This window comes from Paraplanobispora takensis (assembly GCF_016863195.1).
GTDB lineage: Bacteria > Actinomycetota > Actinomycetes > Streptosporangiales > Streptosporangiaceae > Planobispora > Planobispora takensis.
Genome location: NZ_BOOK01000044.1, coordinates 53,483 through 71,004 on the forward strand (window position 1 = coordinate 53,483; position 17,522 = coordinate 71,004).

Here is a 17,522-nt window from a genome sequence, read left to right on the forward strand (position 1 = left end):
CTATCCGGCAGTGCGACGCCACCAGCTCGATCAGTCCTGGTACGGCTGGCAAGAGTCGCAGCCGGACGATCGAAGAACAGAACGAACGGCTTTGAAAATTTCGGAACCAACCCGAAATAAATGGCGGCGTCCGCCGCCCGGGAAGAGCTCGTCACGGGGAGCCCGACAGGCTCGTTCCGGGAACCTATTGTGGAGCGATGCGGGAACTGCTGCTGCGCCTGTCGGCCCTGGACTCCGGCGCGGAGAACGCCGTGCGCGTCATCGCCTACTTCGACTCGCTGGTGCGCGACCACGTCCACGTCCCCGTGCTGCTGCGGGCCACGGCGCGGCTGGCCGGCCGTCCCGCCGGCCTGACCGACGCGGCCACCGGCGGGCATCTGCGCGCGGCGCCCGGCGGCGCGGCGGAGCCTGCCGCGGCCCCGCCGCCCGGGGCGGCCCTGCGCCCGCTCGGTTCCGGTCTGGGCACGGTCTGGCTGGAACACCCCGGCGAGCCGTACGAGCCCACGGAGCTCGACGAGATCGTCCTGGAGCGCTTCGCCCAGGCAGCCGAGGTCACCCTGGAGCGGGCCGCCGCGCGGGTGCGGTCGGGCGACGACCCGGCCCTGGTCGAGCTGGTCCTGTCGGCCGGCGCCGGGGAGGCCGAGCGGATCCGGGCGCTGCGGCTGCTCGGCTTCGGGTCCCGGGCGCGGCTGCGCGTGCTGGCCGTACCCGACGGTGACGGCGGCGCGGCGCTCGTGACCCGCCTGCGCGCCACCGGCCACCACGTCCGGGCCGCCCGGATGGGCGACTCCGCGGCGGTCCTGGTCTCCCCTCCCGAGATCGGCGGGCTGCCCGCCGGGCAGCGGGCGGGTGTGGGGCCGGAGGCCGGCTGCGCGGACGCGGCGGTCTCGTGGGCCGGAGCGCGGACCGCGCTGCGCTTCACCGGCCCCCATCCCGCCGACCGGGTGGTGGACTGGGCGGACCTGGGGGCTCTCGCGCTGTTCGCCGAGCACGTCCCGGACGAGGCGATCGCCGCCCTGCCGGACGTGCGCGCCGTCGAGGAGCTGTCGCGCCTGCCGTACGGGGCCGAGGCCCTGGAGGCGGTCCGGGCGCTGTGCGCGCACGGCTCGGTGCGCAGGGCCGCCGCCGCGGTGCACCTGCACCACAGCTCCCTGGCCGGGCGCATCGCCCGCGCCGAGGCGGTCCTCGGTTTCTCCCTCGCCGACCCCGCGGGCCGCCTGCGGGCGCATCTGGCCCTGCGGCTGGTACGGCTGCGCTCCGGCGAGGCCGGAGCGCAGCCCGCGGTCAGTCCCGCATCGCGCGGCGCAGCACGGCCAGCCGCTCGGCGACGGCCCGGCGGCTGACCTCCGCCTGGGGCACCATCGAGTCGGAGGCGTGGAAGGCGCCCGGATAGAGGTGGAACTCGGCGGAGACCCCCGCCCGGGTCAGCCGCAGCGCGTATTCGGCGCACTCGTCCCTGAAGACCTCCAGCTCGCCGACGTCGACGTAGGCCGGGGGCAGACCGGACAGCTCGTCCGCGCGGGCGGGGGCGGCGTACGGCGAGACGTCGTCGGTGCCCGCCCGCTCCCCCAGCAGGCAGCGCCAGCCGAACAGGTTGGCCGCCCGGTTCCAGACCACGGCGTCGGTGAACTCGGCACTGGAGGCCGTGGTGTTGCGGTCGTCCAGCATCGGGCACAGCAGGAACTGGAAGGCGATCGCCGGGCCGCCCCGGTCGCGGGCCAGCAGGACGGTGCCGGCCGCGAGCCCGCCTCCCGCGCTCAGGCCGCCCACCACGATCCTGCCGGGGTCGATGCCCAGTTCGGCCGCGTTCTTGGCGGTCCACACCAGGCCGGCGTAGCAGTCCTCCACCGGGGCGGGGTCGGGGTGCTCGGGCGCCAGCCGGTAGTCCACCGAGACGGCCACGCACCCCAGCTGGACGACGTACTCGATCATCCGGAGGTCGTCGTTCTCGGGACTGCCGATGATCATGCCGCCGCCGTGGATCCAGTACAGCCCCGGCGCGGCCCCCTCCGATCCCACCGGCCGGTAGATCCGCAGCCGGACGTCGGGGGCGCCCTCGGGACCGGGCACCATCCTGTCCTCGACCGTGACCTCGCCTTCGGGCAGGGGCGGCGCCATGGCGGCCTGGATCGCGTCGAACTCGGCACGGATGCCGGGCAGGTCCTCCGGCCGCAGGGTGCCGAAGTCCACCGTGGGGAGGGGGAACCGTTCGACGGCCGCGGCGAGTTCGGGGTCGAGGTTGGGGTGAAGCGCCATGCCATCCGCCTTCCGGGAGGGGTCCGGGAGATCCGGATCACCGCGGACGGCCCGCGGGCCCGGAGTCATGACTGGATCCTGCGCGAATCCGAACCCGGTTCACAACCGCGATCCGGCCACGATGAACGGGCCTTCACCCGCCGGTTGGCGGTCACCGTACGGCATCAGCCGCACAGCCGGCGGTCACTTCCTGCGGGAGACGGCCACCCCGGCCAGGCAGAGCAGGCCGCCGGCGAAGGTCAGCCAGCCGGGCACCTCGCCCAGCACCGCCCACGACATCAGCACCACCAGCGCCGGGACGACGTAGGTGGTGGCGCCCATCTTCCCCGCGGTGGTGCGGGCCAGGGCATAGGCCCAGGTGGTGAAGGCCAGCGCGGTCGGGAAGACGCCCAGATAGACGACGTTCAGCAGCGCGCCCGCCGGGGCGGCCGCCGCCTGCTCGGCGAGCTGCCCGGCGAACGGCAGGCAGGCCGCCGTCCCGACGAGACAGCCGAAGGTCGTGACCTGCAGGGCCGAGGCGTGCCGCAGGGCGGGCTTCTGGCAGATGACTCCCCCGGCGTACGACACCGCCGCCAGCAGGCACAGCAGCACCCCGAGGATCGCCGAGCGGCCTTCGGCGGACACCGAGCCGGGTACGGAGCCGGACATCGACACCCCCACCACGACGGCTCCGGCGAACGACACCGCCATCCCGGCCAGCAGGCTGCGCGGGAACCCCTCCCGCAGCAGCCAGCCGCCCAGGAGCGCGATCAGGACCGGCCCGACGTTGACGACCATCGCCGCGGTGCCGGCGTCCACCTCCTGCTCGCCCCAGTTCAGGACGACCATGTACAGGCCGAACCACAGCACCCCCGCTCCGGCGATCCCCGGCCACGCCGCCCGCGGCGGCCATCCCTCCCGCCGGATCAGCAGGATCGCGCAGAGCACGGCCGATCCGGCCAGCAGCCGTCCCAGGGCCAGGGCGCCGGGCGAGAAGTACGGCGCGGCGGCGCGGATGGAGACGAAGGCCGAGGCCCACAGCACCACCGTGACCCCGGCGGCGGCCAGCGCCCGGCGGTCGGCGGGGGCTCCCGCGGGGGCGCCGGGGGCGTGCGCCGGGTCCGGCGGGCCCGTGACGGGCGGGGTGCCCGGGGTGCCCGGGGCGTCCGCGGCGGGCAGGGTGTGCTGAACGGTCGGGGTGTCCGGGGTGTTCGGAGAGGCGTCCTGGCTCATGTGCGGCACCCTAGGCGGCGGGCCCTTCGGCGCCCACCGAATTATCGCCGCCCGACAGATCGCCGCCCGACAGATCGCCGCCCGCCGGGTCGCCGGTCCCCCGGGCGTGATGTCATGGTGGGGCGGGCGCTGTCCCGTCCGGCGGCGTTCCGTCCTGCGGCGGGCTCTCACGTTGCGGCGGGCACCGCGGGACGGGAAAGATACGGATTCTGCGGTTTCCAGGATCTTCGGCGGGTGTTCCCCAGGGGAGGCAGTGGTGTCGGACGAGTTCGACGTGATCGTGATCGGCGCCGGCCCGGCCGGGGAGAACGTCGCGGGCAGGGCCGTGCGGGGCGGGCTGAGCGTCGCGGTCGTGGAGGCCGAGCGGGCCGGAGGGGAGTGCTCCTACTGGGCGTGCGTGCCCAGCAAGGCGCTGCTGCGCCCGATCGACCTGGCCGGCGAGGTCGGCCGGGTGCCCGGGATGAGCCTCGGCCCCATCGACACCGCCGCCGTCCTGGCCCGCCGCGACGAGGCCGTCTCCCACATGGACGACGCCGGCCAGGTGCGGTGGATCACCGGCCTGCCCGCGGAGTTCGTCCGCGGGCAGGGGCGCCTGGACGGTCCCCGGCGGGTCCGGGTGGCCCTGACCGACGGCGGCGAGCGCCTGCTGACGGCCCGGCACGCGGTCGTGCTGGCCACCGGCAGCCGCGCGGTCGTCCCGCCCGCCCCCGGCCTGGCCGAGGCCCGGCCGTGGACCAGCCGCGAGGTGACCGCCGCCGAGTCCGTGCCCGGACGGCTGATCGTGATCGGCGGCGGCGTGGTCGCCTGCGAGATGGCACAGGCCATGCACGGCCTCGGCGCCGCCGAGACCACCGTCCTGGTGCGCGGCACGGGCCTGCTGGAGCGGATGGAGCCCTTCGCCGGGCAGCTGGTCGCCGAGTCGTTCGCCGCCTCCGGCATCACCGTGCGCACCGGGACCGAGGTGGTCCGGGTGGAGCGTCCCGAGCCGGGCGGGCCGGTCACCGTGCACCTGTCGCAGGGCGCGCCGATCGAGGCCGACGAGCTGCTGGTGGCCACCGGCCGCCGCCCCGCCGTCGACGGCCTCGGCCTGGAGTCCGTCGGTCTGCCCGCCGGCCGGGCCGTGCAGGTCGACGACAGCATGCGCGCGACCGGCGTGGAGGACGGCTGGCTGTACGCCGTGGGCGACGTCAACGGCCGCGACCTGCTCACCCACATGGGCAAGTACCAGGCCCGGGTGTGCGGCGACGTCATCGCCGCCCGGGCCGGGGGCGACAAGGACGACCTGCCCGCGCTGCGCGAGGTGGCGGGCGGGTACGGCGCGCCGCAGGTGGTCTTCACCGACCCCCAGGCCTGCTCGGTGGGCCGGACCGAGGCCCGGGCCCGGCAGGAGGGGTTCACCGTGCGCGCGGTCGAGTACGATCTCGGCTCGGTCACCGGCGCCTATCTGCTGGGCGACGACTACCGCGGCCGGGCCAAGGCCGTGGTCGACGAGGACCGCAGGATTCTGCTGGGCGTGACCTTCGTCGGCCCGGGCGCGGCCGAACTGCTGCACGCGGCGACGATCGCGGTCACCGCCGAGGTCCCGCTGGAGCGCCTGTGGCACGCCGTACCGTCGTTCCCGACGGTGAGCGAGGTCTGGCTCCGCCTTCTGGAGACCTACGGTCTGTGATCGCGCGGCCCGCCGGAGCGGCGGGCCGCGGGCACCGGAGGGCAACTGCGGTAACCGCCGCTTCCTGATTCCCTCCTGCCACTATGATGCTGCTCCTGAGGTCACTCCGCGTAACCGGCGGTAGGCGGCCTCCTCTTCAGCGGCCTCCACGACAGGTCCGCCTCAAGAGTCATCATGGATTTCCCCCCTCCGCGGCCGGGTCACCACGATCTCCGTGGTGGAGCACTGTCGACTGACCCGCAACGGGGTGCCGGAAAGAACAGAGGCAAGCAGGACGTGAAGGAGTCGCCCAGAGCAGGGGCCGCGGCGTGGAGCGGGCCCGCAGGCGCCACGCGGTCCCGTCCGCGCAAGGCGCCGAGCGCCAGGAGGCGACGGGCCGCCCTGTTCCGGCTGGAGCGTGACCTGTTCCGTTTCTGGGTGGGGGTGACCTGCTCGGCGGTGAGCTCCAGGACGCTGAGCGTGGCCTACCCGCTGCTGGCCCTGGCACTGACCGGATCCCCGCTGGAGGCCGGCTGGACCGGGTTCGCCCTGACGCTGCCGCCCCTGCTGTTCTACCTTCCGGCCGGCGTGCTGACCGACCGGGTCGACCCCCGCTCACTCATCCTGTTCACCGAGACGGCGCGGGCGCTGATCGTGGCCAGCGTGTTCCTCGCGGTCGTCCTGGACGGCGCGACGCTCGCGCACCTCCTGGTCGGCGCCTTCCTAGAGGGGGTCCTGTGGGTCGTGCACTCCCTGTCCGAGACGGCCCTGCTGGGAGCCGCCACCGTCTCGCGGACCCACCTCACCAAGGTGCTGGCCAGGAGTGAGACGAGCCCCCACATCGCGGTGTCGGTGGGCCGGCCGATCGGCGGGATCCTGTTCGGCCTGGGCCAGGCGGTGCCGTTCCTGGTCAACGGCGCGCTCTTCCTGACCTCGATCCTGTCCACGCGGGCCATGTCCTGCGGCGGCAGGACCCGCCGCCGCAGGATGGGGAGCCTCAAGGCGATCGCCGGGGGGATGCGGGGGCTGGCGGGGCGCTCCTTCCGGCAGGAGATCTCCGAGGGCGCCAGGGAGCTGATGAGGCACCCCTTCCTGTGGCAGGCGATGGGGCTGACCACGGTCACGAACCTGGCGGTCAACGCCCTCATCATGATCTTCATCACGGTCGCGGCGACCCGCTCCCCCCTGGAGGTCGGCGTGGTCCTGGCCGCGGGCGGGATGGGCGGGGTCCTCGGCTCGGCCCTGCTGGCGCCGATCTCGCGCCGGCGTCCGGGACTGCTGTCGCGCCCCGGCAGCGGCCTGCTGTTCGCCCAGCTCTGGATCGGGGTGGCCGCCTTCTGCGTCGCGGCCTTCGGCGGCCACCCGCTGGCCTTCGGCCTCACGATGGTGCTGACCGGATGCACGGGCGCGCTCGGCAACGTGGTCATCAGGACCTACGAGGTGCAGCGGGTCCAGCGGAGCGTGCTGGCCCGCGTGATGAGCGTGCACCGGCTGATGACGCACGGCGCGGTGTGCGCGGCGGCGCCGCTCGGCGGTTTCCTCGCCTCCGCGTACGGCCTGCAGACGGCGGTCAGGGGGTTGTCCGCCGCCGTCCTGCTGATCGCCGTGGTCGCCTCTCTCCTGGCCCTCGTCCTCAGGCGCCGCCGGGCCGTCGCGGGCCCGGTCCCCGGGCGCCGTCGGGCCGTCGCCATCCCGCCCGCGCCCGCCCTCGCACCGCACGACCCGCCGATCGCCGCCACCACGACCGGAGAGCTCCACGCGACCGGAGAGCTCCACGCGACCGGAGAACTCCACGCGACCGGAGAACTCCACGCGACCGCGGCGCCCGCCGCGTCCGGGCTGCGCCGGGAGCACGGGGGAAGGCCCGTCGCCGCCGGCCGTACATGATCACGATCCGCCGGCCAGGCGCTCCGCCTCCGGGACGAGATGGGCCGGGACCGGCGGCGTCTGCGCCGCCCTCGCCCGCCGGGCCAGCTCGGCGGCCGAGTCGTGGTCGCCGGCCGCCTCCCTGACCTTGGCGGCGTACAGCAGCACCGGGCCGTGGTCCTCCGCCTCGGGCAGCACCTCCGCGATCTCCCGCTCCGCCTCGGTGACCTGCCCGGCCGAGGCCAGCGCGAGCGCGTAGGCGGCCCGGGTGGAGGGCCACTGCAGCGGCCGGATCCGTTCCAGGTCGTGCAGCGCGGCGGCCGAGCGGCCGGCGGCGGCCAGGATCTCCCCGCGCGCCCGCAGCGCCTCGGCCGCGTTGCCCTCCCTGGTCAGCACGTCCTCGAGCACGTCCTCGGCCGCCTCCGGGTGGCCGTCGTGCCACAGGGCCCAGGCCAGCTCGGTCTGGATGGCCGTCTCGTTGGGCACCCGGCGGATGGCCGACAGCAGTTCCCTGACCGCGGCCGAGGGGCGTCCCTGGACCAGCCGGAGACGGCCGATCCCGGCCAGCAGGCGGCCGACGGCCGCGGTGGCCCCCAGCGTCTCGAACAACACCGCCGCGGTCCGGTAGTGCGCCGCGGCCTTGTCGTAGTCCTCCTTGCGGTGGGCGACGTTCCCCAGGAAGGACTCGATCTCCGCGCGGAGCCGCGTGTTGTCGCCGCACCGCTCCAGCGCCTCCTCGGCCTGCTTGGCCGCCAGCCTGAACTCGCCGTCGCGCAGCGCGAGCTCGGCGGCGCGCAGGTACTCCTCCGGGGCGATCCAGTGCTCCGTCCGCTCGTCGCCGGCGCGGTCGTCGCGCAGCAGCGGCTCGATGAGGCGGTCGTGCGAGAGCTCGCACCACCGGGTGCCCGCCTTGATCTCCTCGCGCAGGATGTGGCGGTCGACCAGCGCCCGGATGACGTAGTTCGGCTCACCGGCGGTGAGGGTCTCCCCCTCGTAGACGATCTCCCGCGTGCCGAGCTCGGTGATGAAGTTGCGCCGCAGCCACGTCCTGAGCCTGTCGGTGTCGCCGCCGTAGTGGTCGCGGGCCACCTCCCTGACCATCCGCTCGAAGAAGTCGGTGAGGGACCGGTCGGCGTTGGCGAAGCGCCGCACGTGCTCGGAGGTGATGACCCGGACCTCGTCGGGCAGCGAGCGCCACATCGCCGAGCAGACCACCTGGAGCTGGACGGGCTCGACCACCTTGGCGTCGGCGACGACCTCCTGACCGAGCATCCTGCCCACCCGGACCATCCGCAGCCCCTCGACCAGGCCCTCCGCGGCGCCGGGCGCGAACGAGCGTCCTGTGCCCTCCAGCGGCCCCTCGGTGGCCCGCACGGCCTCGGCCGGGACGAGCGCGCCGAGCGGGAAACGGCTCCTGAGCGTGCCGGCCAGCTTGGGCTCGTGGGGCAGGATGGCCGCCAGGTAGTCCTCGCGTATCGACACCAGGAGCCGGAGGTTGGGATCGTCGTCGAGGGCGTCGACGAGCTGGGTGATGAACCACTCGCGGTACGGCCGGCGGTGGGCCACGTCGCCGAACAGCTCCTCCGCCTGGTCGATGACCGCCAGGGTGAGGACCGGGTCGCCGTAGGGGTCCAGGCGCCGCGTGCGCCGCCGCAGGAAGTCGCGGAGCGTCAGACCGGCCAGCCGGGTGGGCGTCTCCCCCGGCGCCCACGACGACAGCAGGGCGAACACGTGCGGGTTGTGCTCCGACAGCGCCGCCGAGGGGAAGGCCGAGCCGTGCGAGACCCGGCCGATGGGCAGGACGTCGGTCGAGCCGGGGTCCAGCAGCGGGAGGGCGCCGGCCTGGATCAGCGAGGTCTTGCCCACGCCCGACGCGCCGTACAGGATCGTCAGGCGGTTGGCCTGCCACAGGTCCGCGACCTCGTGGGACTCCCTGTCCCGCCCGAAGAACCTGACGCAGTCCTCGCGGCGGAAGGCCCGCAGCCCGACGTACGGCTGGGCCCGCGGCTCCGGGCGGGCGCCGTCCCGACCCATCATGACGTCGTCCCCATTCGCCGTCGCAGTTCGGTGCAGAAGTCCTCGGCGCTGCCCCAGAAGATGGAGATGCGCCAGTTCTCGTGGTATCTGGCGAGCTGGCGCTGCACCTCCAGCACGTCGGCCCTGGTGGTGTTGAGGGACGGGGCGAGCTGGACGCTCACGTGCCTGCGCCGGTTGATCCCCGGCACCGCCCTCAGCAGGCCGCGGAACAGGACGCGGAAGGTCCAGTCCTGCAGGCTGTAGCCGACGAACAGCAGGGGGCGCCTGGTGAGCGCCGCCAGGATCGCGGTGGGCAGCATCCTGCGGCCGCCCCCGATGCCCTCCACCGCCAGGCTCGTGAGGAACTCCAGATAGTCGTCCTCGGCGAGCACGATGGAGGCGGGGTCGTGCAGGCTGCCGTGCAGGTGATAGACGAGAGGGGTCTGCGGCCGGGGGTTCCAGCCCTCCTGGCTGCCGAACAGCCTCTCGTCGTAGTCCATCCCCTCGTTCCACGGGCACACGGCCGTGTTCGGGTCCTTGCCCGCCGCCCGCAGCGACCTGACGACGAAGTCGTCGTAGTTGGTCGTCAGGTACACCGGCAGCGGGAACTCGGAGAGCAGGCGGTGCGGTTCCAGCGGGTCGCGGAAGTCGGGCGCTTCGGCGGCGCCGAGCTCGTCGCAGACCAGTTTCTTGACGTACACCGCGTCGCCGTACCTCATGACGGCGAACTGCGCCACCCGGGGAAGCTCATGGTCGTCGTCGTACGGGTAGCCCCACTTGCGCGCCATCCGCCGGCTGAGCACCGTCCCGGTGGGCAGCACCCCCGCGCAGGCGCCCGACCCCAGGAAGGGGGTGCAGTCCCCCGTCCTCAGCTGGTGGATCAGACGCTCCCACTCGGCCTCCCCCATCTCGTGCACGTACGGCACCGCCTCGTCGTGTAAGGGTCTGAACGGATCGCCGCCCCTGTGCCGCACGGTCCCGCCGGTGCGGCCGGCACCCTCCCGGAACGGCACCCCGTCCGGCTCACCGCAGAGAAGGGGGGCGGCGAACACCTCTCTCCACCTTTCTCACGCGGCGGCTTCCGGACGGCGGGGCCGGATCAGATCGAACTCTGGAAACCCGCGCTCGAAACCGGGTTCGCACCGGGCCGGACGAGCCATTCGCGCAGCGTCCTGCGCAGTGACCCGCTCTCGATCGCCGCTATGTCCTCCAGCGACAGATCTTCGAGAATCAGAGCGATGGATCCGGACTCGTCTTCGCGCATTTACGCTCCCTGAATACCGCGGCCTGACGGCCGGCTGTTTTCGGTCCTTCCGGAACCTGGGATAGAACGGCCGTTTTTCCGGTTGAAAGCGAATCTCCTCACCACGGCTGTCTGTAATTCTGTGGTGCCATCTTCACCGAATCAACCTTTAGGATGACCGCAGGAGCTTCCCGGCATTATTACAAGGTGGAGGCAACATTGACGGAGCTTTCACGCACCGCCCACGCGATGCCGGAACGGCAACCCGAGATCTGGGAGAAGGTGCCTCCCCGCAACAGGAACTTCACCGGCCGGGAGGACCTCCTCGTCAGGCTGCGCCAGGGCATCAGCACCGTGACCGCGGTCGTCCCCCAGCCCCAGGCGCTGCAGGGCCTGGGCGGTGTGGGCAAGACCCACCTCGCCATCGAGTACGCCCACCGCTATCGCTCGCACTACGACCTGGTCTGGTGGATCTCCTCCGACCAGCGCGTCCTGGTGCCCTCGGCGCTGGCCATGATGGCCCCCTTCCTCGGGCTGCCCCCGGCCTCGGCGATGGGCGTGGAGGAGGCGGCCGAGGCCGTGCGCCGGACGCTGCAGAGCGGCGAGCCGTACCACCGCTGGCTGCTCATCTTCGACAACGCCGAGGATCCCGCACAGATCGAGGAGTTCGTCCCCCGGGGCCCCGGCCACGTCCTGATCACCTCGCGCAACCCCCAGTGGGAGAACCACTTCGAGACCCTCCAGGTGGACGTCTTCAACCGGGAGGAGAGCGTGGAGTTCCTCAGGAGGCGTCTGCACCGCGACGTCCCCGGCGAGGACGCCTCGCGCCTGGCCGACAAGCTCGGCGACCTCCCCCTGGCGCTGGAGCAGGCCGGCGCGCTGCAGTACGAGACCGGCATGTCGGTCGACGAGTACATCGAGCAGCTCGACCAGCAGACCGGCCGGCTGCTGGGCGTGAACCGGGCCACCGGATACCCGATGTCGATGACGGCCGCCTGGCGGGTGTCGGTGTCCCTGCTGGAGGACCGCCTGCCCGAGGCCATCAAGGTGCTGCGGTGCTGCGCGTTCTTCGGGCCCGAGCCGATCCCCCGGGACGTCTTCCGCAAGGGCAACAAGGCCCTGCCCCGCGACGAGAACGCCTCCGGCCTGCAGCTGGGCGCGATCCTGTCCGACCCCATCATGCTGAGCAAGACCCTGAGCGAGCTGAGGCGCTTCGCGCTGGCCCGCATCGATCCCACGACCCGCACCGTCCAGGTCCACCGGCTGGTCCAGGCCCTGCTGCGCGACGACCTGCCGCCGGCCGAGCAGGACAGGGCCCGCCAGGAGGTCCATCTGCTGCTGGCGGGCGCGGCTCCCACCACTCCCGAGGCCACGGAGCGATGGGGTGACTTCGAGGGGCTGGTGGCCCACATCGCGCCCTCGCGGCTGGCGGAGAGCGACGACCCCAGGGTGCGCGAGTTCGCCCTCAACAGCGTCCGTTACCTCTACCAGGCGGGCAACTACCAGCCCGCCCTGGACTTCGTGGACGACTTCATCACCCGCTGGACCACCGCCAGCGGCCCCCAGGACAAGGACGTCCTGGTGGCGCGGACGCACCGCGGCAACATCCTGCGCGGGCTCGGCCGGTACGCCGAGGACTACGAGAGCGGCCAGAAGACCCTGGAGGAGATGCGGGAGGTGCTCGGCCGCGAGCACCGCGACACCCTCTGGGCGGCCAACGGCTACGGAGGCTCCCTGCGGGCCCGAGGGGAGTTCATGCGCGCCCGCGAGCTCGGGGAGGAGTCCCTCGCGGCCCACCAGCGCATCTTCGGGCCCGTGCACCCGGCGACGCTGCGCGTCACCAACAACCTCGCCCTCGACTACGGCCTCACCAGTGACTACGTGCGGGCGCGGGAGCTGCACCAGGAGGCCTACCTCGGGCAGAGCGAGGCGACCGAGGGCGTCAGCAAGAACACGGTGCTGCTGTCGTGGAACGGCCTGGCCCGCACCCTGCGGCTGAGCGGCGCCTACGCCGAGGCGTGCGACCTGGGCGACGAGGCCTACGAGTACGGCGTCCAGCAGTTGTCCCTCGACCACCACACCACGCTGCTCACGGCCAAGGACCTGTCCATCGCCCGGCGCAGGGCCGGTGAGCTCGCCGACGCGCTGGAGCTCGCCCGCGAGACGCACGCGAGGTTCCAGCGGATCTTCGGAGACGACCACCCCGACACGATGGCCGCCGCCGTCAACGTCTCCAACACCCTGCGCACGGCCGGTCAGATCGACGAGGCGTTCGGGATCGCGGAGGAGACCGTGCCCCGCTATCCGGAGGTGTTCGGGGAGGACCACCCGTTCACCCACGCCTGCCGGGTCAACCTCGCGGTCCTGCACCGGCTGCGGGGGGACGTCGCCGAGGCCCGGGCCCTCAGCGAGGCCGCCCTGGAGCGCCTGTCGGTGCGGGTGGGACGCAACCACCACTACGCGCTGACCTGCGCCGTCGACCTCGCGACGGACCTGTCCGCCGCGGGTGGGACGGCCCGGGCGCGGGAGCTGGGCGAGGACACCCTCGACCGGCTGCGCAAGGTCTTCGGAGAGGACCACCATCTGACGCTCGCCTGCGCCTCCAACCTCGTCCTCGACCTGAGGGCGGCGGGGGCGGACAAGGAGGCCGACCTCCTGCACGCCGACACTCTGCGGCGCTTCGACCCGCCCGGCATGTCCTCGTCCGACCCGCCCGACCTGCTCGCCATCCACGAAGGGCGGCGCGTCGACTGCGACTTCGACCCCCCGCCGGTCTGATGGGGTGTCAGCGGCCGGTCGCCCCGGCGTTGCGCCGGTTCCAGGCCGCCCGGTGCCACCCGGCCTCCCGGTGGGCCTGCGCCGCGGCGTCGAGGTCCACCGGCTCGGCCAGCAGGCGCTCGACCGTGCGCCGCATCCCGGTGACGAACTCCTCGCCGCGCCCGGTCAGGCCCCCGCTGTCCAGGAGGGTGCCGATGACCAGGTGCGCGCCCTCGCGCCAGCGGACGAGCTCCACCTGGGCCCGGAACGCCGCGGCGCCCCGCTCCAGCCCCCGGCGGCGCCGCCAGAAGTCCGCCACCCCCATGAAGGCGTAGGCGCCCTGCAGCAGGCCGTAGGCGGGGCGGGGATCGGGCCGCCACGGGGCGTAGTAGCGCCGGCCGTCGTCGGGCAGGGTCAGGTCGACCTCGTCGATCAGGGCGGTGAGCTTGGCGTGCTGGATCTCGTGGGCGAACGTGGCGGCGAGCCCCAGGCCGTGGCGCGGCTCGGAGAGCGCGACGGTTCCGAAGATCTCCCTGCCGGAGGCGCTGTTCTGGCCGAAGGCCGGGGGCCTGATCGGAGTGAGCACCGAGACCGCCGCGGCCACCTCCTCGGCGACCGTCCGGTGGTCGGCTGTCATGATGCGCCAGGCGCCGTCGAGGCACGCCTGCCAGGTACGGCGCCGCCCGGCGCTCAGCCGGGGCTCCACGTCGTGGTCGGCCCACCGGTACTCGTCGAGGTCGTCGAGGATCGGGCTGAAGCCGTCGGCCACCGGGAAACGGTGCAGGGCCTGCCAGCCCGGCGCGTCACCGCCCCGGTCGATCCGTACGGCGCAGCGGCCGGCGCGGAGCTCCGCCCCGGTGCCGTCCGGCCGCACGGCGAGGTCCGCCACCTCGCCGGGGTCGTGGCGGAGGACCGCCCTGCCCAGCGACGGCAGCATGATCGCGCTCCCCCGGACGGGCAGGCGCACCTCGCACGCGACCCGCGCCCTGACGGCCGCCGCCACGGCCAGCGCGCCCAGCCTCCCGGGATCGGCCGCGGCGACCTCCGGCCCTGCGGAGCCGGCCGCGGCGCCCGTCTCAAGCCTTCCGGAGCCGGCCGCGGCGCCCGCCTGCGGCCTTCCGGGATCGGTGGCGGCCCCGGCCCCCGGCCCTCCGGAACCGGCCACGACGGTTCCCGCGGCGCCTTCTCCGGTCAGCGCCCGGTAGGTCCGCCACGCCCACGCTCCCACGGCGGGATGCCGCAGCACGGCGTCGACCGCGTCCGCGTCGGCGCTCTCCAGCTCGGCCAGCAGGTCGTAGGCGCGGGCCGCGAGGCCGGCGTGGGCGTGACCGGCCGCCCTCGCCTCCTCCACGACGCCCCGTACCAGCAGCCTCCGCCTGGCCCGTTGCAGCGCCCGCAGCTCCCCCACCGCTCCGGTCCCCCCTCCGCCCGCCGCCAGTTCGGTGAAGACCTCCTCGGAGACGCGGTACGGCAGGAGCTTCATCGGCTTCCCTTCAGACGGGCGACGTCGAGGGCGACCCTCGTGCGGACGTGGGTGATGAGCCGGTAGAGGTCGGGACAGTAGACCGAGGGCCCCATGAACCCGTCGACGGTGTTGTAGCGGTGGGCGTACAGGCCGCCGCCGCAGACGGAGACGACGTCGCAGGCGTGGCATACCGGGGCGAGGGCCAGCTCGCCGATCTGCCGCGCGACGATCGCGGGATGCCGCAGCACGGCGTCGAACGGGTCGCGCATGACGTGCATCCGGGTCGCGGCGGCCCCGTGGTAGCTGGACTTGAGGATGTCCGACTGCTCGATGCCGCCGTCGGTCTCGATGACGGCCATGCGCGTCGGGGACAGCCCGACCGTCTCGGTGCGCGAGGCCCGTCCCGTCAGCAGGCGCATGATCTCGGTGAAGAGCCGGATCTCCGTCTCCTCCGACGGCGAGCCGTACCAGCGGTCGAAGACGGGGATCAGCCAGTCGGCGTACGGCGTGGCGGGCGAGCCGGGGTCGCGGAAGGGCGGGGGCGTGGACCAGTTGCCGTGCGGGAGCAGGAAGTCGATCGCGGGCGGGTCGAAGGCCAGGAGCGCCTCGTAGGTCGCCAGCGGGTCGTTGCGGATGTCGATCGTGCACAGCAGGCCGCTGAACAGGTGATGAAAGGGGCCGAAGGCCAGCCTGCGGAGCGAGGCCGAGACGATCGCGTGGCTCCCCCTTCCGTCGGCGAACCTGCGGTGCCGGTCCTGGGCCTCCTCCTCGCCGTCCAGGCTCACTCCCACCCGGACCTCCAGCCGGTCGAACAACCGCAGGAACCCGTCGTCGAGGCGCAGGCCGTTGGTCTGGACGCCGACGCGGACGCGGGTGCCGACGTCGGCCGCCTCGGCCCTGATCGTGCGCACGGCGTGGGAGAGGAAGTCCACGCCCGCCAGGAGCGGTTCGCCGCCGTGCAGGACCACCTCCACCTCGGCCAGCCCGTGGGCCGCCGCGTGCTCGGCGATGCGCCGCGCCGTACGGTCCACGACGGCCTCGGACATGCGCCGGGGCTGCGATCTCCACGACTGGTCCGCCATCTCGTACATGTAGCAGTATTCGCAGGCCAGGTCGCAGCGGCTGTGAACCTTCAGAATGAACTGCTGGAAAGCCAGAGGCCGCCACCCCGAGGCCAGCAGCCCGTCCACGTCGAGCGTGGCCGGAAACGCGTTTTCGGGCGACGGTTTTTCAGTTCCCGGATTCTCCGACAAAAGCGGCACCCTCTCTTGCGCCATTCCTTGTCTTGCACAGTTTCGCACCGGGAGTCAAGTTTCGGCCGCCGCCGCCTCCTCCGGAGAATCCGGCCGGAGATTTTCTCACCAGGGGCTTTCCCGCCGGGGGCTTTCCCGCCGGGGACTTCCCGGCGCGTGCGACGGGACGGGGATCAGGCGCCCAGCACCTTGCGGAGCCGTTCACCGAACTCGGCGGGATGGGTGCTCAGTCCCGTGTGCCCGCCGGGGAAGTGGACGAGCCCCGTGCCGAGGCGCTCGGCCAGGAAGGCGGCGGGGCGGTAGGGCAGCTCACCGCGCGAGTCCGTTCCGGCGGCGAGGACGAGCCGGTCCGACAGCGCCTCCAGGCGTTCCACGTCCGGGGTGTAGGCCATGAAGCTCGGCACGATGCGCCCCAGGAAGTAGGGCATGTCCGCCATCGTCCGCTCGACCCGCGCCCTCGCCTGCGGCGGCAGCCCGGTCACCGCGGGGACGCCGGCGGGCTCGGCGGGCTCTGCGCCGGGCCGCCTGAGGCCGGCGGCGAACACGGCCGCCGCGGGCATCAGCCCGTCCCGCTCCAAGGTGTCCCGGACGCGGGCGAGCAGCGCGCGATGCTCGGCGGCGTCGGGCAGCACCTCCACCACCGGCGGCTCGTGCGCCACGACGCGCTCGATCCGCCCGGGACAGGCGGCCAGCAGGTGCAGCGCGACGATCGCCCCCGAGCTGCAACCGGCCACGCGGGCGGGCGCGTCCGGGGACAGCAGTTCCAGCAGCCGGAACGCGTCCTCGGCGTGCCGCGCGACCGACTGCGGGGCCTGCGGGTCGTCCAGCGGGCTGCGGGACAGACCCCGCGGGTCGTAGGAGGCGACCGTGTAGTCGGCGGCCAGGTCCTCGGCGACGCCGTCGAAGGAGGCCGCGCCGCCGGTGCCGCCCGGGATCAGCAGCAGCAGCGGGCCCCTGCCGCGCACCTCGTAGTGCAGGGTGGCGCCGTCCACGCGCAGGCGGCCGATGGTCGGGGTGGTCATGCCGGATCTCCTTCACGGGGGGCGGGCCAGTGCTCCAGGAGGGTGTGCAGGGCGTCGAGACCGCGGACCCAGGACTCCTCCGCCGGACGCGCGTGCGCGAACCCGCCCGCGGCCTCGAGGCTGACGAAGCCGTGGAGCACGCTGCGCATCAGCCGGACCGCGTCGGTCAGGTCGGGCTCGTCCAGCGCGTAGGCGCGCAACATGCTGTAGGTCAGCTCGACCGCGCGCCGCGGCCCGGACGCCCGGGCCAGGAGCTCGGGGTCGATCTGCATCGGAATCTGCGTCGCGGCGTAGCGGCCGGGGTGGTCGTGGGCGTACCGCCGCCAGGCGTCCGCGAACGCCACCAGCGCGTCCTTCCCGGCCCGCCCGGCGGTGGCCTCGGCGATGCGGATGGTCTTCTCGTCCGCGGCCAGCAGCGCGATCCGCCCGCGCAGGTCCTCCAGGCTGCGGACGTGCGCGTAAAGGCTGGCGTCCTTCACCCCGAGCCGTCGCGCCACCGCCGCCATGGTCACGTGGTCGAGGCCGACCTCGTCGGCCAGCTCGGCCCCGGCGAGCGTCACCCGGTCCGCCGTCAACCCGGCCCGCGGCATGCGCGCACCACCTTTCCTAGGGCACCTAAATATTTCCTAATGGCCCTAGGTTAATCCTCGGGAAGCAAGGATGACAAACGACCGGGGGCACGCGGCGCGGCCGCCCGATGATCCCCCTCCCCGGATGCGGATCCCCGCAGAGGCGCGCGCCCCCGCTGCGGGACCTTCGGCCGTTCCCGTCCGCCGGTCCGGAG

General features: G+C 73.6%; 13 protein-coding genes. 4 read left to right on the forward strand and 9 right to left on the reverse strand.

Annotated elements, in window-relative coordinates; genetic code table 11:
- The first annotated feature begins 197 nt into the window (after positions 1-197).
- The gene (locus Pta02_RS29235; RefSeq protein WP_203878184.1) at positions 198-1,343 is read left to right on the forward strand and encodes a helix-turn-helix domain-containing protein; all 1,146 of its coding nucleotides are present in this window, start codon (positions 198-200) and stop codon (positions 1,341-1,343) included.
- Here the strand turns inward: Pta02_RS29235 and Pta02_RS29240 are convergent.
- A complete protein-coding gene (locus Pta02_RS29240) occupies positions 1,285-2,256 on the reverse strand; it encodes an alpha/beta hydrolase (protein ID WP_203878185.1) in 972 nt (323 codons plus the stop codon). The two genes, Pta02_RS29235 and Pta02_RS29240, sit on opposite strands and share 59 nt — an antisense overlap.
- Positions 2,257-2,439: 183 nt before the next feature.
- Positions 2,440-3,468, reverse strand: coding sequence for a DMT family transporter (locus Pta02_RS29245; RefSeq protein ID WP_203878186.1), 1,029 nt, complete (start codon positions 3,466-3,468; stop codon positions 2,440-2,442).
- A 256-nt stretch (positions 3,469-3,724) separates the two neighbouring features.
- Between Pta02_RS29245 and Pta02_RS29250 the strand changes: the two genes are divergently transcribed.
- Both Pta02_RS29250 and Pta02_RS29255 read left to right on the forward strand, forming a co-directional pair.
- Positions 3,725-5,137, forward strand: coding sequence for a dihydrolipoyl dehydrogenase family protein (locus tag Pta02_RS29250; protein WP_203878187.1), 1,413 nt, complete (start codon positions 3,725-3,727; stop codon positions 5,135-5,137).
- 276 nt (positions 5,138-5,413) lie between these two features.
- A complete protein-coding gene (locus Pta02_RS29255) occupies positions 5,414-7,003 on the forward strand; it encodes an MFS transporter (protein ID WP_203878188.1) in 1,590 nt (529 codons plus the stop codon).
- Here the strand turns inward: Pta02_RS29255 and Pta02_RS29260 are convergent, their stop codons facing one another.
- The 3 genes from Pta02_RS29260 to Pta02_RS29270 form a co-directional block, all read right to left on the reverse strand.
- The gene (locus Pta02_RS29260; protein WP_203878189.1) at positions 7,004-9,019 is read right to left on the reverse strand and encodes an nSTAND1 domain-containing NTPase; all 2,016 of its coding nucleotides are present in this window, start codon (positions 9,017-9,019) and stop codon (positions 7,004-7,006) included. It lies immediately after the preceding gene.
- Positions 9,016-9,906 (reverse strand): SIR2 family NAD-dependent protein deacylase, encoded by an 891-nt coding sequence (locus tag Pta02_RS29265; RefSeq protein ID WP_239131315.1) that lies wholly within the window; start codon positions 9,904-9,906, stop codon positions 9,016-9,018. Before Pta02_RS29265 ends, Pta02_RS29260 begins: the two co-directional genes overlap by 4 nt.
- Before the next feature lie 191 nt (positions 9,907-10,097).
- Positions 10,098-10,262 (reverse strand): FxSxx-COOH-like cyclophane-containing RiPP peptide, encoded by a 165-nt coding sequence (locus Pta02_RS29270; protein ID WP_203878191.1) that lies wholly within the window; start codon positions 10,260-10,262, stop codon positions 10,098-10,100.
- Positions 10,263-10,460: 198 nt separating this feature from the next.
- Here Pta02_RS29270 and fxsT point away from each other — a divergent pair, with 198 nt between their 5' ends.
- The gene (gene fxsT / locus Pta02_RS29275; RefSeq protein WP_239131311.1) at positions 10,461-13,019 is read left to right on the forward strand and encodes an FxSxx-COOH system tetratricopeptide repeat protein; all 2,559 of its coding nucleotides are present in this window, start codon (positions 10,461-10,463) and stop codon (positions 13,017-13,019) included.
- Between the two features lie 7 nt (positions 13,020-13,026).
- Here fxsT and Pta02_RS29280 read toward each other — a convergent pair whose 3' ends face one another.
- From Pta02_RS29280 to Pta02_RS29295, 4 genes are all read right to left on the reverse strand, one after another.
- Positions 13,027-14,481: an aKG-HExxH-type peptide beta-hydroxylase gene (locus tag Pta02_RS29280; RefSeq protein WP_203878192.1), complete on the reverse strand. Its 1,455-nt coding sequence runs from the start codon at positions 14,479-14,481 to the stop codon at positions 13,027-13,029.
- Entirely contained in the window at positions 14,478-15,653 is a 1,176-nt protein-coding gene (locus tag Pta02_RS29285; protein WP_239131312.1) for an FxsB family cyclophane-forming radical SAM/SPASM peptide maturase, read from the reverse strand. Before Pta02_RS29285 ends, Pta02_RS29280 begins: the two co-directional genes overlap by 4 nt.
- Before the next feature lie 236 nt (positions 15,654-15,889).
- Positions 15,890-16,738 (reverse strand): alpha/beta fold hydrolase, encoded by an 849-nt coding sequence (locus Pta02_RS29290; protein ID WP_203878194.1) that lies wholly within the window; start codon positions 16,736-16,738, stop codon positions 15,890-15,892.
- A complete protein-coding gene (locus Pta02_RS29295) occupies positions 16,735-17,328 on the reverse strand; it encodes a TetR/AcrR family transcriptional regulator (RefSeq protein WP_203878195.1) in 594 nt (197 codons plus the stop codon). Before Pta02_RS29295 ends, Pta02_RS29290 begins: the two co-directional genes overlap by 4 nt.
- Between the last annotated feature and the right edge of the window lie 194 nt (positions 17,329-17,522).